The organism is Paraburkholderia sp. Ac-20342, assembly GCF_017104985.1.
In the GTDB taxonomy this organism is placed as follows: Bacteria; Pseudomonadota; Gammaproteobacteria; order Burkholderiales; family Burkholderiaceae; genus Paraburkholderia.
Map to the genome: position 1 here is coordinate 80,695 of NZ_JAAGPQ010000003.1, position 24,359 is coordinate 105,053.

At 62.6% G+C, this 24,359-nt stretch carries 24 protein-coding genes; 8 read left to right on the forward strand and 16 right to left on the reverse strand.

The genetic code is table 11. The annotated features are described in order from the left end of the window. Positions 1-2 precede the first annotated feature (2 nt). The 9 genes from G3N58_RS01950 to G3N58_RS01990 all read right to left on the reverse strand — a co-directional run bounded on the left by G3N58_RS01950 (position 3) and on the right by G3N58_RS01990 (position 8,329). The gene (locus tag G3N58_RS01950) at positions 3-260 is read right to left on the reverse strand and encodes a hypothetical protein (RefSeq protein WP_205998360.1); all 258 of its coding nucleotides are present in this window, start codon (positions 258-260) and stop codon (positions 3-5) included. Positions 261-336: 76 nt separating this feature from the next. Continuing rightward, positions 337-594 (reverse strand): hypothetical protein, encoded by a 258-nt coding sequence (locus G3N58_RS01955; RefSeq protein WP_167037281.1) that lies wholly within the window; start codon positions 592-594, stop codon positions 337-339. Further along, positions 575-1,093, reverse strand: a complete 519-nt coding sequence (locus G3N58_RS01960) for a DUF2778 domain-containing protein (protein WP_167037283.1) — start codon at positions 1,091-1,093, stop codon at positions 575-577. Before G3N58_RS01960 ends, G3N58_RS01955 begins: the two co-directional genes overlap by 20 nt. A gap of 123 nt (positions 1,094-1,216) precedes the next feature. After that, entirely contained in the window at positions 1,217-1,606 is a 390-nt protein-coding gene (locus tag G3N58_RS01965) for a hypothetical protein (RefSeq protein WP_205998361.1), read from the reverse strand. A gap of 57 nt (positions 1,607-1,663) precedes the next feature. Beyond that, complete coding sequence (locus G3N58_RS01970; protein ID WP_205998362.1) at positions 1,664-2,422, reverse strand: SDR family oxidoreductase; 759 nt, start codon at positions 2,420-2,422, stop codon at positions 1,664-1,666. 129 nt (positions 2,423-2,551) lie between these two features. Next, positions 2,552-3,553, reverse strand: a complete 1,002-nt coding sequence (locus G3N58_RS01975) for a substrate-binding domain-containing protein (protein WP_167037292.1) — start codon at positions 3,551-3,553, stop codon at positions 2,552-2,554. 37 nt (positions 3,554-3,590) lie between these two features. Next, positions 3,591-4,550, reverse strand: a complete 960-nt coding sequence (locus G3N58_RS01980) for an ABC transporter permease (protein ID WP_167037294.1) — start codon at positions 4,548-4,550, stop codon at positions 3,591-3,593. Between the two features lie 37 nt (positions 4,551-4,587). Next, positions 4,588-6,078, reverse strand: a complete 1,491-nt coding sequence (locus G3N58_RS01985; protein ID WP_205998363.1) for a sugar ABC transporter ATP-binding protein — start codon at positions 6,076-6,078, stop codon at positions 4,588-4,590. A gap of 130 nt (positions 6,079-6,208) precedes the next feature. Further along, positions 6,209-8,329: a bifunctional rhamnulose-1-phosphate aldolase/short-chain dehydrogenase gene (locus G3N58_RS01990; protein ID WP_205998364.1), complete on the reverse strand. Its 2,121-nt coding sequence runs from the start codon at positions 8,327-8,329 to the stop codon at positions 6,209-6,211. A gap of 182 nt (positions 8,330-8,511) precedes the next feature. Between G3N58_RS01990 and G3N58_RS01995 the strand changes: the two genes are divergently transcribed. Next, entirely contained in the window at positions 8,512-9,303 is a 792-nt protein-coding gene (locus G3N58_RS01995; protein WP_167037303.1) for a DeoR/GlpR family DNA-binding transcription regulator, read from the forward strand. Then, positions 9,300-10,712 carry an FGGY family carbohydrate kinase gene (locus G3N58_RS02000; protein WP_205998365.1) on the forward strand — a complete coding sequence of 471 codons (1,413 nt, stop codon included), beginning with the start codon at positions 9,300-9,302 and terminating at the stop codon, positions 10,710-10,712. The genes G3N58_RS01995 and G3N58_RS02000 overlap by 4 nt, the downstream gene beginning before the upstream one ends. Before the next feature lie 149 nt (positions 10,713-10,861). On the opposite strand, the gene G3N58_RS02005 is transcribed toward G3N58_RS02000, so the two are convergent. Then, complete coding sequence (locus G3N58_RS02005) at positions 10,862-11,821, reverse strand: D-glycerate dehydrogenase (protein WP_205998366.1); 960 nt, start codon at positions 11,819-11,821, stop codon at positions 10,862-10,864. Between the two features lie 272 nt (positions 11,822-12,093). On the opposite strand from G3N58_RS02005, the gene G3N58_RS02010 reads away from it, so the two are divergent. The 4 genes from G3N58_RS02010 to G3N58_RS02025 all read left to right on the forward strand — a co-directional run bounded on the left by G3N58_RS02010 (position 12,094) and on the right by G3N58_RS02025 (position 16,008). Continuing rightward, positions 12,094-12,852 carry an SDR family oxidoreductase gene (locus G3N58_RS02010; protein ID WP_167037311.1) on the forward strand — a complete coding sequence of 253 codons (759 nt, stop codon included), beginning with the start codon at positions 12,094-12,096 and terminating at the stop codon, positions 12,850-12,852. Between the two features lie 53 nt (positions 12,853-12,905). Beyond that, entirely contained in the window at positions 12,906-14,228 is a 1,323-nt protein-coding gene (locus G3N58_RS02015) for an MFS transporter (RefSeq protein ID WP_167281323.1), read from the forward strand. Positions 14,229-14,266: 38 nt separating this feature from the next. Then, on the forward strand, positions 14,267-14,659 hold the full coding sequence (locus tag G3N58_RS02020) for a VOC family protein (protein ID WP_205998367.1): 393 nt from the start codon (positions 14,267-14,269) through the stop codon (positions 14,657-14,659). A gap of 104 nt (positions 14,660-14,763) precedes the next feature. Then, positions 14,764-16,008 (forward strand): citrate/2-methylcitrate synthase, encoded by a 1,245-nt coding sequence (locus G3N58_RS02025; protein WP_167037319.1) that lies wholly within the window; start codon positions 14,764-14,766, stop codon positions 16,006-16,008. Between the two features lie 123 nt (positions 16,009-16,131). On the opposite strand, the gene G3N58_RS02030 is transcribed toward G3N58_RS02025, so the two are convergent. Continuing rightward, positions 16,132-17,034, reverse strand: a complete 903-nt coding sequence (locus G3N58_RS02030) for a LysR substrate-binding domain-containing protein (RefSeq protein WP_167037322.1) — start codon at positions 17,032-17,034, stop codon at positions 16,132-16,134. 115 nt (positions 17,035-17,149) lie between these two features. Here G3N58_RS02030 and G3N58_RS02035 point away from each other — a divergent pair, with 115 nt between their 5' ends. After that, positions 17,150-18,316 carry a mandelate racemase/muconate lactonizing enzyme family protein gene (locus tag G3N58_RS02035; protein ID WP_167037325.1) on the forward strand — a complete coding sequence of 389 codons (1,167 nt, stop codon included), beginning with the start codon at positions 17,150-17,152 and terminating at the stop codon, positions 18,314-18,316. Between the two features lie 237 nt (positions 18,317-18,553). Then, positions 18,554-19,966 (forward strand): DUF2252 domain-containing protein, encoded by a 1,413-nt coding sequence (locus tag G3N58_RS02040; protein WP_205998368.1) that lies wholly within the window; start codon positions 18,554-18,556, stop codon positions 19,964-19,966. A gap of 15 nt (positions 19,967-19,981) precedes the next feature. Here G3N58_RS02040 and G3N58_RS02045 read toward each other — a convergent pair whose 3' ends face one another. The 5 genes from G3N58_RS02045 to G3N58_RS02065 all read right to left on the reverse strand — a co-directional run bounded on the left by G3N58_RS02045 (position 19,982) and on the right by G3N58_RS02065 (position 24,359). Continuing rightward, positions 19,982-20,329, reverse strand: a complete 348-nt coding sequence (locus G3N58_RS02045) for a DUF190 domain-containing protein (RefSeq protein WP_167037331.1) — start codon at positions 20,327-20,329, stop codon at positions 19,982-19,984. Positions 20,330-20,592: 263 nt separating this feature from the next. After that, positions 20,593-21,375, reverse strand: coding sequence for an ABC transporter substrate-binding protein (locus G3N58_RS02050; protein ID WP_167037333.1), 783 nt, complete (start codon positions 21,373-21,375; stop codon positions 20,593-20,595). 178 nt (positions 21,376-21,553) lie between these two features. Beyond that, on the reverse strand, positions 21,554-22,570 hold the full coding sequence (locus tag G3N58_RS02055) for an iron ABC transporter permease (protein ID WP_167037336.1): 1,017 nt from the start codon (positions 22,568-22,570) through the stop codon (positions 21,554-21,556). Continuing rightward, the gene (locus G3N58_RS02060; RefSeq protein WP_167037338.1) at positions 22,567-23,556 is read right to left on the reverse strand and encodes an ABC transporter substrate-binding protein; all 990 of its coding nucleotides are present in this window, start codon (positions 23,554-23,556) and stop codon (positions 22,567-22,569) included. The genes G3N58_RS02055 and G3N58_RS02060 overlap by 4 nt, the downstream gene beginning before the upstream one ends. Continuing rightward, on the reverse strand, positions 23,553-24,359 hold the full coding sequence (locus G3N58_RS02065; protein ID WP_167037340.1) for an ABC transporter ATP-binding protein: 807 nt from the start codon (positions 24,357-24,359) through the stop codon (positions 23,553-23,555). Before G3N58_RS02065 ends, G3N58_RS02060 begins: the two co-directional genes overlap by 4 nt.

Sequence of the window (24,359 nt, forward strand, 5' to 3'; positions counted from 1 at the left end):
TTCTACTTCGTGCGATATCGCCGCCATAGCCTCATGATTGCCGCATAGGCAAGCGTAGTTGCGATGAGGTTCATTGCTACCGTGATCCCAAAAAATAAATCGTCGGGGTCACGGATGCCTAACCGGTTAGCGGCGTTCAACCATGCGAGCGACTGGCTTTCTGTCCACTCAACGGGGTAGGGATGGACGTACGGCAGCAAAAGACGGAACAGGCCGCAGAACAGAACGACCTTGAACACCCTACGGGCAAGTGTTGCCATATGTCACTACCTCGATCGTTTTATATGCGTGGAGCCCCGGATTACGCATGGGGATCGTAGCGAACGGGGCGTCCATCTACTTCGCGCGATACCGCCGCCATAGCTTCATGAGCGTCAGATACACCGCAGTGGTGACGATCAATTGAATAGTCACCCACACCACGAAATATAAGTCCTCGGGATCGCGAATACCGAGCCATTCCGAAGCATTCCACCACACGAGCAACTGGCTCTCCGTCATCGGGTCGGGGTACGTATGGACATAACGAATCGCAAGAACAAACAGGCCGAGAAACAGCGCGACCTTGAAAATCCTACGGACAAGTGTTGCCATATGTCACTACCTCGATCGTTCCATACGCGTGGAGCCCCGAATTGCGCACCGGGATCGTAGCGGTGTGCAAAAGCGCACGCCGGATAATCAAAAAGTCAGTATGACGCGACAGGGTGATGCAGCCTAATGAAGTCCCTTGGCCGCCTGCTGGATGTAACCGGAACTGCCCACGCTTGACCCCATTGACCCAGGTCACATCATCAATCACCCTATCATCCCGGTATAGGGCGAACCATTCAGCGTGATCGGACGGAGTCCCCTTGATGGCATTCCATGTATCTTTCGTCCATGCATAAGTCTTCGAACGGATGCCACCAGTAGGACGCGCGACGATCCAGTACTTACCAGCGGGAATCGGACCGTTATCGGGCACGGCCGTGCAGCCACCCCGATTGCGGTATTGCTTGTCACCCGAATACGCCTCAAATGTGCCGATACCCAAAAAGCTGAGCGGCGATAGAAGCTCGTTATTGACCAGAAACTTTCCCGTAAGAGCCATCTTTCACGCCTCCCTATCCACGCTTACTGCACGAGTCTGTGTATTTGATATTCCCATCAAGGCAATGTCACGTAGTGCAAACATGCTAAGTCAGACCTCCTAATATTGAGAGAAGCGTTTCAGTCAAGGCACGCCTTGCTTGATCAACGACTTCGCTACACTGCCCCAATAACGGAGAATCAGGAAGTGATCCAGCGCAAAGAAGAATGTGAATTGACGAGAATTAACGCCATCGCAAAAAAGCCCGCGCAAGGCGGGCTTCGTCGGGGCAGTGGGCGGCACGCTGAAGTCACCTGTCCCCGGTAGCTTGTGTGGGTACGGCGTGCGCATGTCAGCACTAGCCTCGATCCACTTCACGGTAGCCGCGCGCAGGTCGCCGCCTTTTTGCTGTTCCGGTTCGTAGCGGTTGTGTTCGGGGTTGCGATCGCGGCAGAAAACAATGTGTCGGAATGGAAAATTTTTGAGCAGCGTAAACCGCCGTCGATCGAAAAGCCATAAGCCGGATAGAGGCACGCGCCCCTATCCGGTCCATGACTTGATCCGCCCTATTGCAAGCCGCCTGAAAACACCCTATTGCGTCGTATAACCGCCATCGACCACAAGGTTTTCTCCATTGATCATGGCCGCAGCATCGCTTGCGAGATAGAGCGCGGCGAACGCAATTTCATCGGGTTGCGCGAAGCGGCCCGACGGAATCTTGCGCTTGAACTGCGCGCCGACTTCGCCGGCCCATGCGCGCCGCCCGAGTTCCGTTTCGACGACGGTCGGTGAAATCGCGTTGACGGTAATGCCGCGCGGCCCCCATTCGCCGGCCAGCACGCGGGTCATGCCGAGTAGCGCTGCTTTGCTGGCACTGTAGGCCAGATGCTTGTCGAGCCCCACGAGCGCCGCCTGCGACGCCATGTTGACGATGCGGCCCGCGCCCCGCTCCAGCATGTGCCGCCCGACCTCGCGCGTGTAGAGAAAAGGGCCCCTGAGATTGATCGCCATAGTCTGATCCCAGAGCGCCGCGCTCATGTCCTCGGCCTTCTCGATCAAGCCGATGCCCACGTTGTTGACGAGTACGTCGATGCGTCCGAAACGAGCAATAACGTCCGCCACGATAGCTTGCGTGCGCGCTTCGTCGCTGACGTCGCCACACCATCCGGCACTGCCGTTGCCGAACGACGCCGCAACGCGTTCGACCTCGTCGCTGATGTCAACCAGCGCGACGTGCGCGCCCTGGGCCACGAACTGGGTGGCAATGGCAAGGCCGATACCCGAGGCACCGCCGGTAATCAGAACGACCTTATGGCTAAAGTCGAACGCTTGCTGAAAAGATCCGGGCATGACAAGACAACCTTTCTAGATACGGAGTACGGGGAAAAACTGGCCGGAGCAGAGACAAACCCGCAGATCAATCCGTAGATAAACCCGGCGGACAAACCCTCCGCACTCCGGCCAACGCATCACGCTTTCCTAATGCGCCGCCTCGAACTGCGCAGCGTTCGCTTTCGTCACTTCGGTCCAGGGCACCGCGTACAGTTTCGCGGTACCGTCGCCCCACGGCATGGTACTCGCGTACTGCTGCCAGATCGTCGACTGCGGCTTGTAGCTCGGCCCGATCTCGTGACGCAGCATGATATCGAGCGCGCCTTGCGCCTGCGCCTTGGCGTCCTGCCGCTCGGTCAGCACCATCTCGCCGCGGGCGATGGCCTTGATCGCATCGGTCACGCCGTCGATGCCGGCGATGGGGATCGTCTTCGGATCGATATTCGCGGCCTTCAACGCGGCAATCGCGCCGAGCGCCATTTCGTCGTTTTCGGCAATCACGCCATTGATCTGCCCGGGATGAGCCGTGATCCAGTTCTGCATCAACGTCAACGCTTCGGCACGCGACCAGTTGGCGGTCTTGCGCTCCAGCACCTTGATGCCCGGGTTCTGCTTGAGCACCTTGTCGATGCCTTCACCGCGCTGCATCGCGCCCATTTGTCCGACCGGACCTTCGAGAATCACGACGTTGCCTTTGCCGCCGAGTTTCTTCACGACCGCGCCCGCTTCGAGCTCGCCGCCGAGCACGTCGTTCGAGCCGATATACGAAACCAGTTGATCGCTCTTGACCGGGCCGTTCGATCCGACGACCGGCAGACCCGCGGCAGCGGCCTTGCGCACCACATTGCCGCCGGCAATCGAGTCGATCGGAATATAGAGCGCACCGTCGTATTTCTGCGTAATCATCGTATCGAACTGGCCGTCCTGCGTCATGTGATCGTAGCGGCCGTCGAAGACCGTCAGATTGACGAGGCCGCTCTTCACCGCGGGGTGATCCTTCAGCGCATTCACCCATAGCTGCGCATACTCGTTTCTCTGCCCATACACGGCCGCGCCGATTTTCCATGTCTTGACCGGCGCGCTTTGCGCGAACGCCGCCGCGCACGCGACACCGAGCGTAACTGCCGTGAGCCATTTTGCTGATTTCATATCGTCTCCTGGTTGTAAGTTTGCGCGAGGCAAGGCCTCAGTTGCTTTCCCGGCGCGCGGCGATATCGAGCAGAACCGCGCACACGATGACCGCGCCCTTGATGACTTGCTGGTAATACGAAGACACGCCCATCAAATCGAGTCCGTTGTTGATGACACCAATGATCAGTACGCCAAACAGCGTGCCCGCGACGCCGCCAATCCCGCCCGACAGACTCGTGCCGCCGATCACGACGGCCGCAATCGCATCGAGTTCATACCCCACCCCCGCCTGGGTCAGCGCCGAAGTCGTGCGCGCGTTGAGCACCACGCCGGCGAGTCCCGCGCAACCGCCGCAGATCGCATACACGGACAGCAGGATCAGCCGGGTCGGCACGCCACTCGCACGCGCGCTCTTTTCGTTGCCGCCGACCGCATAGACATAGCGGCCAAAGCGGGAATAGCGCAGCACGACGAGCGAGGCGGCGAACAGGGCCAGGAAGATCAGCACGGGAATCGGCACGCCGGCCACCTTCCCCTGGCCAATCAGCAGAAACGCATCGGACAGGCCGGAGATCGGCATGCCGTCGTTGTAGATCTGGGTCGCACCGCGAGCGATGCTGAGCATGCCGAGCGTGACGACGAAAGCCGGCACGCGAAAGCGGGCAATCACCAGACCGTTGAGCGCGCCGGACGCCACGCCGACCGCGACGCCCGCAACAACTGCGAGGAACGGAGCGTGCGGTGCATCGCCCGCGACGACGCTCGCCGCAACCATGCCGGCAAACGCGAGCACCGAACCGACCGACAGATCGATTCCCCCGGCGAGAATCACGAAGGTCATGCCGATGGCGAGCAGACCGTTGATCGACACCTGCTGCAGGATATTCAGCAGATTGTTGATGGTCAGAAAATACGGATTCATCGACGACAGCGCAATACAGATCGCGACAAAGGCCGCGACGATGCCGTAGCGCGACAGGTGCTTCATCGACAGGGAGCGTTGTGCAAGCATCATGATGTGGAGTCCAGATAAGTGCGGGAACAGGCAGCGCCTACGACGCGAGATGCGTCAACGCATGATGTGAAGCCTCGGCGCGTGTCAGCGTGCCGGTGATCCGGCCGCGCGCGAACACGGCGATCCGGTCGCTGACCTGCATCACCTCGTCGAGCTCCGACGACACGACAATCGCGCATCGGCCATCCGCCACGAACGTGTTGAGAAACTCGTAGATCTGCTGCTTGGTCCCTTCGTCGATACCGCGAGTCGGTTCGTCGCACAGCAGAATGCGCGGCTGCGTGAGCAGAAAACGCGCGAGAATGACTTTCTGCTGGTTGCCGCCCGAGAGTTGCTGCACGGGAATTTCAGCGGAGCTGGTGCGAATCGAGAATTGCTGGACCATCTGCGCGAGGGCGTGCCGTTCGCGTTCGGCGCGAATCCAGCCGGCTTTCGAATAGCCGCGCAGCGCCGCGAGAGAAACGTTCTCGCGCACCGAACGACAACCGACGAGACCCGTGTCCTTGCGATCCTCGGTGATAAGCGCGAGGCCGTTGCCGAGCGCATCGGCCGGCTTGTCGATGCGCACCGGTTTTCCGTCGATCAGCAGCGTGCCTTCGTCGGGCCGCGTCAGACCGAATACGGCATTGAGAAATTCGCTGCGGCCCGCGCCCATCGGCCCATAAATGCCGAGAATCTCGCCGCGCCTGACCTGCAGATCGATGCCGGTAAAACGCTTGCGCTGCGCGTAGCCGCGCGCTTCGAGCATGACCGGCGCGTCGGGCAGCGTGGTCGGGCGCTGGCTCTTCGTCACGCGCTCGCCGACGATCCCATGCACCAGATGCGCGGCGTCGATATCCGCGAGCCTCCCCGCTTCGATAAAGCCGCCGTTGCGAAAGATCGTGTATTCGGTAGCGATCGAAAATATCTCGCTCATGCGGTGCGAGACGTAGATCACGCCCACCCCGCGAGCGGTCAGCCGGTGGATCGCGTCGAAAAGGATCGCCGTTTCGGCCTCGCCGATCGCGGAAGTCGGCTCGTCCATGATCAGAATGTCGCTGTCGTAGCTGATCGCCTTGGCGATTTCGACAAGCTGGCGCTTGGCGAGACTCAAGCGTCGCAGCGGCGCCCGCACGTCGATCGAGAAACCGAGCGACTCCATCAGTTCGGCCGCGCGTTTGAAGAGGCGGCGGTAGTCGACGACGAGCCCGCCGAGCTTCATCGGTTCGCGGCCGAGAAACAGATTCTCCGCGACAGTCATGTCGAGCAACGGATTCAGCTCCTGGCTGATCATCGCAATGCCGGCCGCCAGGGAGTCCGCCGGCGACTCGAAATTGACCGGCTTGCCCTTGCAACTGATCGTGCCGCCGTCGCGCCTCAGCATGCCGGTCAGGATGTTCAGAAACGTCGACTTGCCGGCGCCGTTGCCGCCGCACAATGCGTGCACCGTGCCCGGCCGCAGTTCGAGCCGGCCGTCGCGCAGCGCCGGCACGCCGTTGAACGATTTCTGCACACCCGCGGCATGCAGCAGGTAGTGATCGTTGTCCATGTTTCCACCACGTTGCGTTTTTATACGGTGTCCCGATCGATGCCGAAAGATTCGCTGCCGCCCGCTGTGGGGTGCGTGAGGCAGCCGGTGGCTCAGCGGGCTCAGTGGATCTCAGCGGATTTCACCGGATTCACCGGGTAAAGGCGGCAGCGTTGCCTGCGTCGACGTTGAGGATGTTCCCGGTCGACTTGGCCGACAGATCGCTCGCGAAGAAGTACACGCCTTCGGCAATGTCCTCGGGCAGCACGCTGAGCTTGAGCATGCTGCGCTTGCGATAGAAGTCTTCGATGTCGTCCGTCGCGATCTTGTTGGTGGCGGCACGCTCTTCCTTCCACTTGCCGTTCCATATCTTCGAGCCGCGTATCACCGCATCGGGATTCACGACGTTGACGCGAATGCCGTGCTCGGCGCCTTCCAGCGCGAGACAACGCGCCAGATGGATTTCCGACGCCTTGGCCGTGCAATAGGCGGCCGCGCCCGCCGACGCAACGAGCCCGTTCTTGCTCGCGACAAATACGATGCTTCCGCCGACACCCTGCTCGCGCAACAGCCGATACGCGGCACGCGCGACCAGAAAATAACCGGTCGACAGAATGTTCATATTGCGATTCCAGAGTTCGAGGCTGGTATCGCCGATCGCCGCCGAGGACGCGATGCCCGCGTTCGACACCACCAGGTCGAGCCCGCCGAAACTCGCGAGGGCCGCGGCCATCGATGCCTGCACTGACGCCTCGTTCGTCACGTCGGTCACGGCGCTGGCCACCATGTCCTTGCCGAAACGCTGGCGCAGGCTTGCCTCGGCTTCGGTCAAGGCGTTCGCATCGATGTCGGCGAGCAGCACGCACGCGCCTTCCTGCAAGAAACGCTCGGCGGTCGCCCGGCCGATGCCGCCCGCCGCCCCGGTGACCAATGCGATGCGGCCCGCCAGGCTCTTCGGCTTGGGCATGCGTTGCAGCTTGGCCTCTTCGAGCAGCCAGTATTCGATGTCGAACGCTTCCTGTTCGGGCAGACCGACATAGCGGTCGACACGCTGCGCCTCGCGCATCACGTTGATCGCATTGATGTAGAACTCGCTCGCGATGCGGGCCGTGGCCTTGTCGCGCGCGAAGCTCAGCATACCCACGCCGGGGATCAGGTAGATCACCGCGTTCGGGTCGCGCATGGCCGGGCTGTTCGGACGCTTGCAACGTTCGTAGTAGTCCCGATAGTTCTCGCGGTACTGCTCGAGCGTGACGTCGAGGCCCGCGATCACCTCGTCGAGGTTGTTGCGCTGCGGATCGAAGTCCAGCACCAGCGGATAGATCTTCGTGCGCAGAAAATGATCGGGACAGGACGTGCCGAGCGCGGCCAACGGCGCCAGTTCCTTGCTGCACACGAATTCGAGCACTTCCGCGCGATCGTCGAAATGCCCCTGCTTGTACTGGCCGCCCGCCGCCGCGCCGCTAATCTTGCCGCGCAACGCCGGAACGAGCCGCTCGACCACGTGCAACCTCGCCTCGCTGTCGAGCGGCGCCTGCACCGCACCGCCGAAGGCCGGTTTGTCGCTACGCGCGGCAAGCCACGCATTGGCCTGCGCGATCACGCGCACTGTGTTCTCGTAACACGCCTTCGAGGTGTCGCCCCAGGTGAAAAGACCATGGTTTTGCAGCACCAGGCCTTTGAGCCCCGGATGGTCGCGAGTGATGTTGCCGAGCTGGACACCAAGGTCGAAGCCGGGGCGTTGCCACGGCACCCAGGCAAGCTCGCCGTGAAAAATCTCGCGCGTCAGCTGCTCGCCGTTCTCGCTCGCCGCGATTGCGATCACCGCGTCCGGGTGCATGTGATCGACGTGCGCTTTCGGAATGTACGCATGCAGCGCGGTGTCGATGCTCGCGGCGCGCGGATTCAGGTTGAAGGTGCAATGGGAGGCCATCGCCACCATCTCGTCCTCGTGAGCGAGTCCGCGATAGCGCGACTTGAGCGCTTGCAGCTTGTCCATATAGAGCGTGGCAAAGCCGTCGAGCCTCATACTGCCGACGTCGCCGCCCGATCCCTTGACCCACAGGACCTGCACCGGCTGCCCGGTCAGGGGATCGGGCATGTCGATCTTGCCGGACGTATTGCCACCGCCGAAGTTGGTGATGCGCAGGTCACTTCCCAGCAGATTGGAGCGATACAGCAAAAGCTCCGGCTCGGACATCGATGCAGCCCGCGTGTCGTCCCACAGGGAGACGATCGGGGTCGAAGCGGCAAGATCGGAAGAGGTCTTCATGGAAGCGTTGTCTCGCGGGTTTCGTGGATTGATGGAGCGCAGTTTGTCCACAAAACGCTCATTTTTCAATCGAATTCCGATCAACTTTTTGATTGTTTTGAGCGAGGGTTTTCCATTATCAGGCAATTGATGATTGTTCTGTGAGCGAATGACATAATCCGCCTGAACATGGAGAACCGGCCTTGATCAACCATACGCGGCGCAAGAAATTGCTGAAAATCCTCGCTGAGCGGGGCAGCGTGACCGTCACCGAACTCGAGGGCGCGCTCAACGCGTCCGCCGCCACCATCCGGCGCGACATCGCGGTGCTGGCAACCAGCGGACAACTCGTCAAGGTGCACGGCGGCGCGCAGCATATCGCGCCTGACAAACCGGGTGGACTGGTGGGATCGAACTTCCGGGAAAGCACGGCGGTGCATCCCGAGCGCAAGCGGGCGATCGCCCGGCGCGCGGCGCAGATGTGCCTCGATGGCGAGACCGTCATCATCAATGGCGGAAGCACCACGCACATGATGGCGGAGTACCTCGCCGAGAGTCAGCTCACCATCCTGACCAACTCGTTCCTCACGGCCCAGCAGTTGCTCACGCAGAGCCGCAACGAAATCCTGCTGCCGGGCGGCAAGGTTTATCGCGAGCAGAACGTGATCGTCAGTCCCTTCGAGAACGACGTGATCCAGAATCACTACGCGAGCAAGATGTTCATCGGCGCCGCCGCCGTCTCGCCGTTAGGACTGCTCGAAAGCGATCCGCTGCTCGTGCGCGCCGAGATCAAGCTGATGAAGCAGGCCGACGAGATCATCGTGCTCGTCGACAGTTCCAAGTTCGCGAGCCGGCGTGGCGGACTCATCGTATGCCCGCTCTCGCGCGTGAAGATGCTGATCACCGACAGCGGCGTCGCGGCGGAAACCGTGGAGATGCTGCAAGGCCAGGGCATCGACGTGATCGTGGTCGAGGCCGACCCGGTGGCATCATGAGTGCCGCGCCAGGCCGTCCGGGCGGCGGCAGGGTCGCGGTGTTCGACATCGGCAAGACCAACCTCAAACTCAGCCTGATCGACGAGAACGGTACCTCGCTTGCGGAAGCCCGCCGCGCCAATCATGCCGTGAACGCGGGCCCTTATCCGCACTTCGACGTCGGTACCATCTGGGACTGGCTGCTAGGCGAACTGGCGCGATTTTCCGAGCCGCACCGGATCGGCTCGATCATTACGACGACCCACGGCGCCACCGTTGCGCTGCTGGGCGACGCGGAACTCGCCCTACCCGTGCTCGACTACGAATTCACGGGCATAGAGGAAGTCGACGCCGCCTATGCGTCGCTGCGCGACGATTTCGATCGCACGTTTTCGCCGGCACTACCCGGCGGCCTGAATGTCGGCAAGCAACTGTACTGGCAGTCGCTGCGGTTTCCCGAGGCATTTGCGCGGACGCGCGCGATCGTGCCTTATCCGCAGTACTGGGCATGGCGTCTGTGCGGCGTGGCGGCGGGAGAAATCACCTCGTGGGGCTGTCATACCGATCTGTGGGACGTGGCGAACGGCGAACTCGCGCCGATGGTACGCAAGATGGGCTGGCAGGATCTTTTTCCGCCGCTGCGCGAGGCCGATGCGGTCCTCGGCGTATTACGGCCGGAAGTGGCCGCGCGCACCGGCCTGCCCGCCGATTGCCGCGTCGTGTGCGGCATCCACGACAGCAACGCGTCGATGGTCAAGCACGTCTATGGCGCGCGAGTTCCGCAAGCGCCGTTGAACGTCATCTCATCGGGTACGTGGACACTCGTAGCCGGTATCGGCGCGCCGCTTTCGGTACTCGATCCACGACGTGACATGCTGGCCAACGTCGATGCGTGGGGCCGTCCGGTCGCATGCGCCCGCTTCATGGGCGGACGCGAATTCTCGATACTCAATGCGGGACACGCGAACGACTGCCGCTGGGAAGATATCGCCGCGCTCGTCGTGCGCCGAACCCTCGCGCTACCGAGCTTCGCACCGCTGGGCGGCCCCTGGCCTGACCGGCGCGGTGAAATTCGCGGACCGCAACCGGCTTCCGCACAGGAATCCTATGCACTGGCCACGCTCTACACCGCGCTGGTCGCCGACGATTGCCTCTCGCACCTGAATAGCAGCGGAGAGATCGTGATCGAAGGCCCGTTGACGGCCAATCCCCACTTCGCCGCCCTGCTCGCGACACTGCGGCCCGCACAGGCGGTGTGGGTATCCGAAGACCGCTCAGGGACGACCGGTGGCGCCTATCTTCTGGCGTGCCGGCCCACGGCATACGACCCGCCGCGTTCGCGCGCGCGGCCCGTTGCGACGTTGCCGATGTCGGACTATGTCGCCGATTGGCACAATGCGTTGACACACGCGCCGCACGCGCATCCTTAAGCCCGCGCTCAATACGCCGGCGCGCAACCATCCTTGCGATGCCCGGATGCGCCGGCCGCGCAGCGCCGCAAGCGGATCGGCATTCGGCAATGCCGACGGTTCGGCCGTCGGCGAGCGCTCCGTTTTCGCGTTCTCCGTGAAAACAGACTTCAGACCGGGTTCAATGCGAACCGCCCATCAAGCACCGCCGCAATGTTGTCCAAAGCAGTGAAACCCATCTGGTCGCGCGTCTCGACTGTCGCACTCGCCATGTGAGGCGAAAGGAACACGTTATCGAGACCGGCGAAGCGCGGGTCGACGTTGGGCTCGTTCCGGTAAACGTCGAGTCCCGCGCCGAACAGATGTCCCGATGTCAACGCATCGTAGAGCGCCTCTTCGTCGACCAGCGCGCCACGAGCAGCATTGACGAAAACCGCTCCCTTCGGCAGCAGGGCGAATTCTTTTTTCGTCATGATCGGCGTGCCGCTGCCGGGAACGTGCAGTGTCAGTACCTCGCAGTGCGGCAGCAATTCGTCGAGACTGCCGTAAAACGTCGCGCCATTCTCCAGCGACGGCGACGCACGCTGGATGTCCGTATAAACGACGCGCATGCCGAATCCTTGCGCGCGTCTCGCCACGGCTCGTCCGATACGGCCGAATCCGACGATCCCGAGCGTCCGTCCATGCACACGCGTTCCCAACATGTCAGTCATGCCAAACGATTTCCCCCAGCCCTGGCGCATGATCCGTTCGTATTCGGACGCGCGCCGGCTCGCGGCGAGAACCAGCAGCATGGAAAAATCGGCGGTGCATTCGGTCAATGCATCGGGTGCGTTCGTCACGGCGATTCCGCGTTCGCGGGCGAACGCGACGTTCATATGATCGACACCCGCACTGGCATTCGCAATGATCCTGACGTTGGCAGGCAACTCCGCAATGTGCTCCTTCTGCAAGCCCGATTTTTTCCCGATGAGAACAGCCGGCACCTCGTGCTGCTTGCAGAAGTCGACGACCGACCACGAGTCCATATCGGCATCGGTCACGAAGGCATGAAAGTCATTGACCGCGCGACTTGCCACGGCAGTGGGAACCCTTCGGGCAACCAGGAGTTGGGGTTTGTTTTCAGACATGAGAGGTTCCTTGAGATCGATGGGTGCGCTTAGGCTACGAAAACCGATCCCCGGCGGTCAATGTTGATTGGAAGAATCAACTTGAGCGCGTCTCCATGCGTCCCTGTTTCGGCCGGCACAACACGTCCACCTCTCGAACCTCAGGAAAACCCTGATGTCAGGCCCGCCAGTCAAGACATTGGATGTTGATTCATCGAATCAAGATTGCCTCGCACTTTGTGTCAATGCAATTCTTCTTTCGTCATCACTTCACTGACGAGGAGCATCGAGCAATGTCCGCACTGAAGAAATTCGCCGCCGTCACGGGCGCCGGCTCAGGCATCGGCCGCGCCGCCGCGCAGGCGCTGGCCGCCGCGGGATTCACCGTCGCGCTGATCGGGCGCCGGGAAGAACCGCTGCTGGAAACGCTGGAGGCCATCAGGTCCGAGGGCGGCGAGGCGCGGGTGTTTCCTGCGGACGTCACCAACGAAGCTTCCGTCGAGCATGCGTTCTCCCGTATTGCGCAGGAATTCGGCCGCCTGGACGTGCTCTTCAACAATGCCGGCCGGAACGCCGGCGCGGTTCCTCTCGAAGAATACGAACTCGATTTCTGGAGCGATGTCGTCGCGACCAATCTGACCGGCGTGTTCCTGTGTGCCCGGGCGGCATGGCGTCTGATGAAAACGCAAACGCCGCAAGGCGGAAGAATCATCAACAACGGATCGATCTCGGCGCATTCTCCTCGCCCCAATACGATCGCCTATACGGCGACGAAACACGCCGTCACCGGCATCACAAAATCGCTGGCTCTCGATGGACGCGCCTACCACATCGCTTGCGGCCAGATCGACATCGGCAACGCGGCCACGCCGCTCACCGAGCGCATGAAACGCGGCGTCCTGCAAGCCGATGGAAGCACCGCTCCCGAGGCAAGAATAGACGTCGGGCACGTTGCCGACGCCGTCGTGCAGATGGCGAGTCTTCCGCTGGAGGCCAACGTGCTGAACATGACGATCATGGCGACTGCCATGCCTTTTGTCGGCCGCGGATAACCCGGCTTCCCGCCAGATAACGACAACAACAGGCGACTGTTAAGGAGACACCGATGAAAGCGGTAGGAGAACAACCGATGTCGATTCAGGATTCGTCCGACTACGTCATCGCGGCCAAACCGTCGAAAGTCCGATACGTGGTGCTCGCGATGCTGCTCGTCGCCACCACCCTCAATTACGTCGACCGATCGGCACTCGGTATTGTGGCACCCGGCCTGTCCAAAAGTCTGTCGCTCGACAAGATGCAGATGGGCGAGCTGTTCGCCGCCTTCGGCCTCGCCTATTCCTTCGCGCTGCTGCCAGGCGGGCTGCTCGCCGACGTATTGGGCTCGCGGCTCGCCTACGCGCTCTCTCTCGTCGGCTGGTCCTTCGCTACGCTGACACAGGGTCTCGCCAACGGTTATCACATGCTGCTCGGCTCCCGGCTCACGATGGGCGCGCTCGAAGCGCCCGCCTTTCCGTCCAATGCCCGTTCGGTGACACTGTGGTTTCCGGCCCAGGAACGCGGCTTTGCGACCAGCGTCTACGTGATGGGGCAATACATCGGAACGCCGCTTTTCACCGGGCTGCTGTTGTGGATCTCCACCACCTACGGCTGGCGCTCGGTCTTCTTCGTCACGGGCGCATGCGGTATTCTCTTCAGCCTCGTGTGGTATCGCCTCTATCGCGACCCGCATCAGCACAAGACCGTCAACGCAGCGGAACTTCAATACATCAACGAAGGACGCTCGACAGGAGCGCAGAAAGCCCGCGAGAAATTCAACTGGCGCATGGCGATCCAGTTGCTGCGCTACCGGCAGATTCTCGCGATCTGCCTCGGGAAATTCTGCAATAACACCCTGCTGGTTTTCTTCACGACCTGGTTCATGACCTATCTGATCGAAGCGCGTCATATGTCGATGATCAAGGTCGGCATATTTCAGGCACTTCCATTCCTCGGTGCAACGGCAGGCATTCTCGTCGCCGGGTCGCTGTCGGATTTCTTCATCCGGCGCGGCGTGTCCGTTTCCGCGGCCCGAAAGGCGCCGCTTATCATCGGCACGCTGCTCGGTGCCTCCGTTGTCTTCGTGAACTTTGTCGAATCGAACGCCATGGTAATTGCGATCCTGACGATTGCATTCTTTGCCCAGGGGATCGGCTCGATGTCGTGGGCCGCGGTTTCGGAAATCGCGCCGCGACAGTACGTGGGCCTGACCAGCAGCATCACCAGTCTCGCGGCAAACATCGCGGGGGTGACGACGCCGCTCATGATCGGCTATATCACGCACCATACCGGCCACTTCTACTGGGCACTCAACCTGATGGGTGCCATCTGCCTGCTTGGCACGTTCTCCTATTCGATTTTTCTCGGGAAACTTTCCCGTATCGAACTTTGATCCGGAAACATCCGGTGAAATAGATCAGGTACAACGACATGATTGAATTCAAATGGGACCATCTCCAGCTCCGTTCCACCGACGCCGAAGCGACAGCTGCATGGTTTGCCCGCTGTCTGAACGCCGAAATCGTACGTCGCCCCGCAAGAGTGGATCTTCGTCTCGGCAGCATCAATCTCTTCATCACCGCACTGACGCAAGCGCACGCTGTTCAGTTGCCCGCGGGAGCCCGGAAAGAAGGCATCGATCATTTTGGCGTCACCGTGAATGATCTGGACGCGGCATTCGAACATCTGATCCACTGCGGAGCGGATATCGTCGAGCCTATCAAGCCGGTTCGGGCCGGTGTCCGGGCCTGCTTCGTGCGTGCCCCGGGCAACATCCTCGTCGAAATCCTGGAGCGCAAGCCCGCCGAGATGACTTTTACCTGAAAAGCGGTCAATATCGAAACCACATCGATAGCGACGGCGCGCCATGTGCGAGCGCTATCGCGCGGTCTTCCCTCTCATCCACTGCATCGCGACGCATCCATTTCATGCGCAACTGGATCACCCTGACTGAAGCGGCCCGACAACTCGGCGTACAACCGCAAACGGTCTACGCGTACGTCAGTCGGGGCAGCATTGCCGTCATGCCCGATCCGCTCGATCCGAGAAAGAGTCTCTACCGGGCCGAGGACGTGCTCGGGCTCTGCCGGAAAAAACAGGTCGGGCGCAAGCGCGAAGCACTCGCTGCCGGGACGATATTCGGTGCCGAGCCTTGCATCTATAGCGGTATCACGACCTTTTCGAAGGGGCGTGCGTACTATCGCGGACACAACAGCATCCGGCTGTCGGAGACGGCGACGCTCGAAGAAGTCGCCGCGATCCTGTGGAACGCGCGGCCCCCCATCTCTTTCGAGTCCGCCAGCATCCCGCTGCAAGGCGACGAGCGCGGCAGACAATGCGCGTTCATGTCGCTCGCGGCGCTGGCCGCCAACGGACACTCCACGCACGGACGTACCGACAGTGCGCTGCATGCCGAGACAGGCCGGCTGGTCGCGGTTGTCGCGCAGGCGTTCGGCGCGCAATGCGACGGCCATGCCCAATGGACCCACGAGCGGCTTGCCCTGGGCTGGCGGCAGGACGCCGCCGTGGCCGATCTGATCCGGCGAGCGCTGGTACTGATCGCCGACCACGAAATCACCAGTTCCACGTTTGCCGCGAGAATTACCGCGTCTACCGGTGCATCGCTGGCCGGGTGCCTGCTGACCGGGCTCGCCACGTTCTCCGGTCCCTTGCATGGTGATGCATCGGGGCGCGTGCGCGCGGTCTTCGACGACGTCGAAAGACTGGGCGCCGAGCACGTTGTCAGCCACCATCTGCAATCCGCGATCCCGATTCCCGGCTTCGGGCACCATCTTTATCCGGACGGCGACCCGCGAGCGCGTGCCTTGCTGGATCGGCTCGATCCGCCCAAGGAACTGGCGTCGTTCATCGACAAGGTCGTGACGCTCACGGGTCTGCAACCGACTATCGACGTCGCGCTCGCGACGTTGGCCACGCAATTTCAGCTTCCGCGCGACGCCGCATTCGGTCTGTTTGCAACCGCCCGCAGCGTCGGACTGCTCGCGCATTGCATCGAGCAGCTCAGGGTAGGCAAAGTCATCCGGCCGCGAGGACGCTATACCGGCCCGGCTCTAGAAGAAAGCAGAACGGATGGATCGGCGGAGAACGAAGACAAAACGCTCGATCCCGTCCTGCTCGACAAGAATCGGGTCTTCAAGACGATTGCCCGCTGAACGGGCCGACGTGTTCGAGATCCGCCCGAACGCCGTTCGAATCTCACCCGAAACGCGACAACGCCCAAACGGCAGCGATGCAGCCCGCGTGCCGCGGCACCTCTTCGCCCCCGCCGTCAAAATCTACGCCCCATGCCGCCCAAACCGCTCCGCCAGAAAGTCGATAAAAGCGCGGGCACGCGCCGACTGATTGCGCCGGTTCGGGTAATAGACGAACAGGTCGGCCGACGGCTGCACGAACTCGGGCAGCACCACGCGCAAGCGGCCGCTTTCGAGGTATTTCGCAAGGTCCCACTCGGAGCGCAGCAGGATGCCGTGACCATCGAGCGCCCAGCTCAGCACGATGTCGCCATCGTTGCTCGACAGCACGCCGCGCACCTTCACCGAGTGCGGCTCGCCGTTGCGTTCGAGACGCCAGATGCCGTAGGCATCGTCGTTCTGCCGATGGACGATGCACTGATGGCTCGCAAGATCGGCCAGGCTTTCGGGTGTGCCGTGCAACTCGAGATAACGCGGCGACGCGCATAGAAAGCGCCGGTTCGCCATGATGCGGCGCGCGTTGAGCCGCTTGTCCGGCAATTCGCCAAAGCGAATCGCGAGATCGACTCCGCTTTCGACAAGATCGATCGGCCTGTCGGTCACGTCCAGTTGCACCTCGACATGCGGATAGCGCTTCGCGAACTCGGACACGAACGGCGCAATCGTCGTGCGGCCGAAGCCGAGCGTCGCGTTCACGCGCAACAAGCCGCGCGGCACCGAACGGCTCGACGATACGATGTCTTCCATCTCCCTGACTTCGGCGAGAATCCGCGTCGCGTAGTGCAGGAAAGTCTCGCCCTCGGCGGTCAGACTGACACTGCGCGTGGTGCGATTCACGAGCCGCACGCCGAGCCGCGCTTCGAGTTGCGCGAGGCGCTTGGTCGCCGCCGGCGGCGTAATGTCGAGATCGCGCGCGGCGGCCGACAGGTTGCCGTAGCGCCCGAGCAGGACGAAAAACTCGAGGTACGAGGTCAGGTCGTTTTTCACCACAGGTTAATAAAGAAGTGAATTCAGGTGAATCATAGTACCGATTCCAACGCCTAATCTAGCGCCTTGAACCGCCAGTCATTCCGAACACTGGCCGTGCCATCTGGAGACATCCATGAAAATCGTAGAAATCCGCGAAAAGACCGTTCCGATCAGCTCCTCGATCCGCAACGCCTACATCGACTTCAGCAAGATGACGCTGAGTCTCGTCGCCGTGGTCACGGACGTGATCCGCGACGGCAAGCCCGTCATCGGTTACGGCTTCAACTCGAACGGCCGCTACGGCCAAGGCAAGCTGATGCGCGAGCGCTTCATTCCGCGCGTGCTCGACGCCGATCCGGCGACGCTCGTCAACGATGCCGGCGACAATCTCGACCCGCACCGTGTCTGGGCGACGATGTTCACGAACGAAAAACCGGGTGGCCACGGCGAGCGCTCGGTCGCCATCGGCACGATCGACATGGCCGTGTGGGACGCGGTCGCGAAGATCGCAGGCAAGCCCCTGTTCCAGCTGCTCGCCGACCGCTACGGCAACGGTCAGCCCGATCGCAAGGTGTTCGTCTACGCCGCGGGCGGCTACTACTATCCGGGCCAGGACCACAGCAAGCTGAAGGACGAAATGCGCAGCTATATCGACCGTGGCTATACGGTCGTGAAGAAGAAGATCGGCGGTGCGTCGCTCGACGAAGACCTGCGCCGTATCGACTCCATCCTGAGCGTACTGCAAGACGGCCAGAAACTCGCCGTCGACGCAAACGGCCGCTTCGATCTCGACACGGCGATTCAATACGCCAAGGCGCTCTCGCAATACGATCTGTTCTGGTACGAGGAAGCCGGCGATCCGCTCGACTTCGAATTGCAGGCGACGCTGCGCAACTACTACGACAAACCGATGGCGACCGGCGAGAACCTGTTTTCAATGCAGGACGCGCGCAACCTGATTCGCTACGGCGGCATGCGTGCCGATCGCGACTGGCTGCAATTCGACTGTGCGCTGAGCTATGGCCTCGTCGAATATCTGCGCACGCTCGAGATGCTGCATCAGCATGGCTGGTCCGCGAGCCGCTGCATCCCGCACGGCGGCCACCAGATGTCGCTCAACATCGCGGCGGGTCTCGGCCTCGGCGGCAACGAGTCGTATCCCGATCTGTTCCAGCCGTATGGCGGCTTCCCCGACGGCGTGAAGGTCGAGAACGGCTACATCACGATGCCCGAGCTGCCCGGCATCGGCTTCGAAGGCAAGGCCGATCTGTTCGCGGAAATGCAGAAGCTCTCGGCATAACCGCCCGGCGCATGTGCCGGCCACCGCAAGCCGGCACATGCGCACGAGCAGTCCTCTATGGAAATAACGGCGCGGACACGCTAGAGTCCCAGCAGGTTAGAGGCAACGTCGCTGCTGCCTTCATGTACTGCGCCGAACGGCTTTGCAACGGTTTGGTGAACTCGGCGGCTGGCGTGCAGGCAAGGTTTTCGTCGTGTGCACACGAACTGAATAACGCTGCATTTCCAGGGGCCAACGATGACGCCATTCGAATCGCTCGCGCAGCGTAGCGCGACCGGCCACAACGCACGCAAGAACGCCCCACGCAGCGCCCACGCCGGGATCGGCAAGGTCGATCGCGATCCGGTCCGCCTGCTGCGCGAAAGCAGCCGCGGCCGCGTCGAATCCCTCGTGCCGCTGCGCTACGGACGCATGCTCGAATCACCGTTCACGTTCTATCGCGGCAGCGCGATCATCCAGGCGCATGATCTCGCGGCGACCGCGAACAGCGGCTTTCACTTCCAGATTTGCGGCGACTGCCATCTGATGAATTTCGGCGGCTTCGCGACACCCGAGCGCGCGCTCGTGTTCGACATCAACGACTTCGACGAAACCGCCGTCGGTCCGTGGGAGTGGGACCTGAAGCGTCTCGCGGCGAGCCTCTATATCGCCGTCCGCCATCTCGGCCACGGCGACAAGCTCGCCGACGAAGTCGTCGCGCATTGCGTGCAAAGCTATCAGCACTGGACCGCGCGCTACTCGGACATGAGTCCGCTCGAACTGTGGTACGAGCTCATCACGTTCGCGCGTCTCGAGGAAATCTCGCCGACCGAGGATGCGCGGCAACGCATCCGCAACAGCATCGCCAGAGCATCGCGCCGCACGCATGAAACGATCCTGCCGAAGCTCGCGAACCGCCGCGAAGGCATCTGGCAGATTCGCGACGTGCCGCCGACCGTGTTCCACGTGCACGGCAAGAGCACGCTCTTCACGCACGAGGACGACTGGCTCGGCCTCGGCGACTGGCGCACGTTGATGGAGCCGATCTATAAGCACTACCTGAAATCGCTCGGCACGGTGCGGCGTACGCTGCTCGATCACTTCGAGATGCACGACATGGCGTTCAAGGTCGTCGGCGTCGGCAGCGTGGGCACGCGCTGCCTGATCCTGCTGATGGTCGATCAGCACGAGAAGCCGCTCTTCATCCAGTTCAAGGAAGCGTCCACCTCGGTCGTGACGCGCTACTTCAAGGCGCCGGGGCCGAAGCATCAGGGCCAGCGCGTCGTCGATGGACAACGGCTCATGCAGGGCGCGAGCGATCCGTTCCTCGGCTGGACCACCGGCCCGTTCGGGCGCGCGATCTACGGCCGCCAGTTACGCGACATGAAGATTTCGGCCACGCTCGAACTGTTTGCGAAAGACACGTTCCGCCAATATGCGGGCATGTGCGGCTGGGTGCTCGCGCGCGCTCACGCGAAAGCGGGCGGACTCGCAACCGAAGTCGCGGCCTATCTCGGCAATGGCGATCAGATGTCCGAAGCACTCGTCGCTTATTCGCGCGCCTACGCGGATCAGGTGGAGAAAGACTACGAGGTATTCCGCGCCGCCTGCCGCAGCGGCCGGCTCGAAGCGCGCACCGACGCGGACATGGCGGCCGATTTCGTCGCGTAGGCGCACAGGCGTGCATCAGGTTTTCGGCATGCTCCTATCGCCCTCATCGTCCTCGCCGACGACGCCGAATTCGACCGCCGTCTTCACATAGAACAGATGCAGCCCCTCCGCGCGAAGCCGCTCGAATAACCGCCCGGCTTCATCGGCCGTGACCGCCATGACGACGGACAGCGGCTGATCCGCGAGCTCGAAGAAGTGCGCGGAATGAATCCGGTGATGCTGCCCGACACCCTCGCAGGCCGGAATCACGGTCGCACCGCGCAGACCGAGTTCGCCCGCCAGATGCACGAGCCAGTCGGCGAGCGGTTTGCCATGATGGCTGCGCGCCTGCTGGGTAAAGAAGGTGATCTGATAGCCGTTCATGTCGAGGCTCCCCAACCTTCAGTGCATCCGGTTTCGGGACGGGTATGAAACCAGTGTAGATGGCGGGCGGCGGCAGCGCCAGGTGGAGAAGCGCGACCGGTATGGGTAGCGTGGCTACGCGTTCCTATACGAGGCTTCGAGCGGCATACGCTGGGGGTAATGCGTGCGCCGTCCGCCATAAGCACTGCGGGGTCTTGCCCGTGAAGGCAAGACCCCGCGATGTTTTCGCGCCGTATCGACAGCGCGTGGTTGCTACGGCGAGATTACTGGCCGTACACGTCGAAATCGAAATACTTCTTCGCGATCCGGTCGTACGTGCCATCGGCGCGAATATCGGCGATCGCCTTGTCGATTTTTTCCTTCAGGTCGGTATCTTCCTTACGCAAGCCAATTGCCGTTCCGCTGCCGAGCGTTTTCGCGTCGTAAAGCGGATTGCCGGCAAATGCAAAGTCCTTGCCGCGCGGCGTACGCAGGAAGCCGATTTCGGCTTGCACCGCGTTCTGCAACGACGCGTCGATGCGCCCGGCGAGCAAGTCCGAGTACACGAGGTCCTGGTCCTGATAAGGCACGATCACGGCACCGGCGGGTTCCCAATACGTCTTCGCATACGTCTCCTGGATCGAGCCCTGTTCGACGCCGATGCGCTTGCCCTTCAGCGCTTCCGGCGTCGGCACGATCGATGAGTCCTTCTTCGCGACGAGACGCGTCGGAATGCGGAACACCTTCGACGAGAACGCGATCTGCGCCTGACGCGCGGGCGTCATCGACATGGTCGACAGCACGCCGTCGAATTTACGCCCCTTCAACCCCGGGATCATGCCGTCGAACGAGTTTTCGACCCACACGCATTTCGCGTTCAGACGACGGCAGATTTCATTGCCGAGGTCGATATCGAAACCGACGAGCTTGCCATCGGCGGCCTTCGATTCGAACGGCGGATAGCTCGCGTCGACGCCGAATCGCATGGTCGACCAGTCCTTGGCGATCGCGCTGCCGGACGAGACGGCGAGCAACGCAAGCGTCAGGGCTGCAAGCGTGGTTTTCATTTTGGCTCCTTTTACTCTTCTGAAGAAAGACGGATACGCGGCGCGCTTCACCGCGTTGGCGCACCCCGGCGCCCGGAACCCGACATTCGACCGTGATCTGCGTGGCCGCGCAAATTCATTTAGGGAATTAATTTATGCGTGGAGCGCATAGACCGTACAACAAGCCCACCCTCTCGACTCAATGCGGACTACGCACTAACCACACGAAGAAGATGCCCCCGAACAAACCCGTCACCACACCGATAGGCAGATCGTCAGGCGAGATCAGCGTACGCGCCGCCACGTCGGCCCAAACCAGCATGATCGCGCCCACGAGGGCCGACGTCGGCAAGAGCCGCGCGTGCCCTGCGCCGACCAGCCGGCGCGCCGCATGCGGCGCCACGAGGCCGACGAAGCCGATCGCGCCGCTCACCGCGACCATCCCCGCCGTGAGGAGCGAGCACACGACGAACAATTCCCGGCGCAGGCGGGTCACGTTCACGCCGAGCGTAACGGCAACGACGTCGCCGCTCATCAGCGCATCGAGTTCGCGGCGGCGGCCGATCAGCAAAATCAGGCTGATGCCGACGAGCGCCGCCGGTACGTCAAGCAGGTTCCAGCGCGCAAGCCCGAGCCCGCCGAGCATCCAGAACAGTACCGACGAGGCAGCGCGTTGATCGCCGAGATAAAGCAGCAGATTCGCGAGGGCCATCAGCACGAACGAGATCGCGACGCCGGCGAGCAGCAAGCGCTGCGCATCGACTCGCCCGCCGCGCGCGCCGCATGCGATCACGAGCGCCGTTGCCGCGAGCGCGCCGGCGAAGGCGCAAACCGGCAGTGTCAGCACGCCCCACGCCGCCCCGATCCACAACGTCGCCGCCACCGCACCGACGCTCGCACCCGCGCTCACGCCGAGCAGATGCGGATCCGCAAGCCGGTTCGAGGTCGCGGCCTGCAAGACCGCCCCCGCGACCGCGAGCGCCGCGCCGACCAATGCGCCGAGCAGCACACGCGGCACGCGGATCATCCAGACGATGGCGTCGTTCATGTCGGCCGGATGCGTGCGGCCAACAGCATGTGCGGCGATCGTGCGCATGACGTCGCCCGCAGCGATGCGTGTTGAGCCGAGGCCGACCGCGAGCACGATCGACACCGCCAGCACGATCGCGAGCAACGCGAACGGCAGCACGCGCGCGCGTCGGCCTGTCGCGCTCATCGTGAAACGCGCGGCGGGCGCGCAAAGGCTTCGGGATGCAAACCGCGCGCGATCGTCCCGATCGCTTCCGCGTTCCGCACGCCGGGCGTGGCCGCGTCATAGGGCACCACGATAAAACGCCGCTCGCGAATCGCCGCGACGTTCGCGAGCGCGGGCGACGCAAGCAGGAACGCCTCTTTCTGGGCCGCCGTCACCGCGCCATAGTCGACGATCACGATCACTTGCGGATCGCGCGCCACCACGCTTTCCCAGCTCACCTGCGCCCAGCTCTGGGCCACGTCGTCCATCACATTGCGTCCGCCTGCCGCGCGAATCAACGCGGTCGGCATCGCGAGCTTGCCGGCGGTAAAGGGCTTGTCCTCGCCGCTATCGTAGACGAACACGCGCGGGCGATCATGCGTTCCGTTCAACGCGCGAGCGACATCGGCGATGCGTGTCTGCATGGACGCGATCACGCTTTGGGCCTGCGCATCGGCATCGAAGATCGCGCCGAGATTGCGCAGATCGTTGTAGACGTCGTCGAGCGAGGCGGCGGGACGTGGCATCACATGCCCGCACGATTCGGAGAGTTCGTAGGTCGCAATGCCGAATGGCGCGAGCGTCGCGGGCGTAATCGGGCCGCCCACGCGCATGCCGTAATTCCAGCCCGCGACATAGAGGTCGGCCTGCGCGGCCACGAGCGTTTCGAGCGACGGATAACGTTGCGCGAGTTCGGGCAGGCCGTTCAGTTCTCCCGCAAACGCGGCATCGGCGCTCTTCCAGCCGCTGATGCCCGTATAACCCGCCATATGCGATCGCACGCCGAGCGCGAGCAGCATCTCCGTGAGATTGACGTCGTTGCTCACCGCGCGCGTTGGCGCTCTGGTGAAGGTGACGTCGCGGTTGCAGCTATGCACGGTCACCGGATAGTGGCCCCCATGCGCCGCAGCACTCGCGCCCGCGAACAGCCATGCGCCAAGCACGGCGCGCAGTCGTGTCGTTTTCATCGTTGCGATCCCGTATGCGCCGCAATCAGGGTAATGCGCGGACAGTGATTGATGGGGTGGCGATCGACGAGTGCGTCAATGCCATAAACGCGCCTGAGCAGTGTCTCGGTGAGCACGGTTTCGGGGGTGCCGTACGCGACGATCTCGCCCGCATGGATGACGAACAGCCGGTCGCAGAACGCGGCGGCAAGATTGAGGTCGTGAATCGTCGCGAGCGTCGCGATCCGCTGGCGCTTCACCAGCGCGAGCAGTTCAAGCTGATGGCGCGGATCGAGATGATTGGTCGGCTCGTCGAGCATCAGCACGGCCGGCTGCTGCACGAGCGCGCGCGCAAGCAGCGCGCGTTGGCGCTCGCCGCCCGAGAGCGTCGCGAACGGCCGCGCGCGCAGATCGGCAAGACCGACGTCGTCAAGCGCACGCGCTATCCGGGCGCGGTCGTCCGGCGTTTCGCCTTCGAGCGCGCGCTTGTGCGGCATGCGTCCCATCGCGACGACCTCCTCCACGCTCAAGCCGAAGTCGTCGGGCGCATCCTGCAGCAGCACCGCGATGCGCTGCGCGCTCCAGCGTGCCGGGTGCGCCCAGACATCCTCGCCGTCGAACGTGACCGTGCCGCGCTGCGGCTTCGCGTAACGAAACGCACAGCGCAGCAGGCTCGTCTTGCCGCTGCCGTTCGGCCCGATCAGTCCGACGAATTCGCCGGGCCTGACGTCGAGGACAATCGAGCGCAGCAGCGCATGCTCGCGCCTCGCGGCATCGCCGTCGCGCGGCGACCACTCGAGTCCGTCGATACTCAATGACGACAT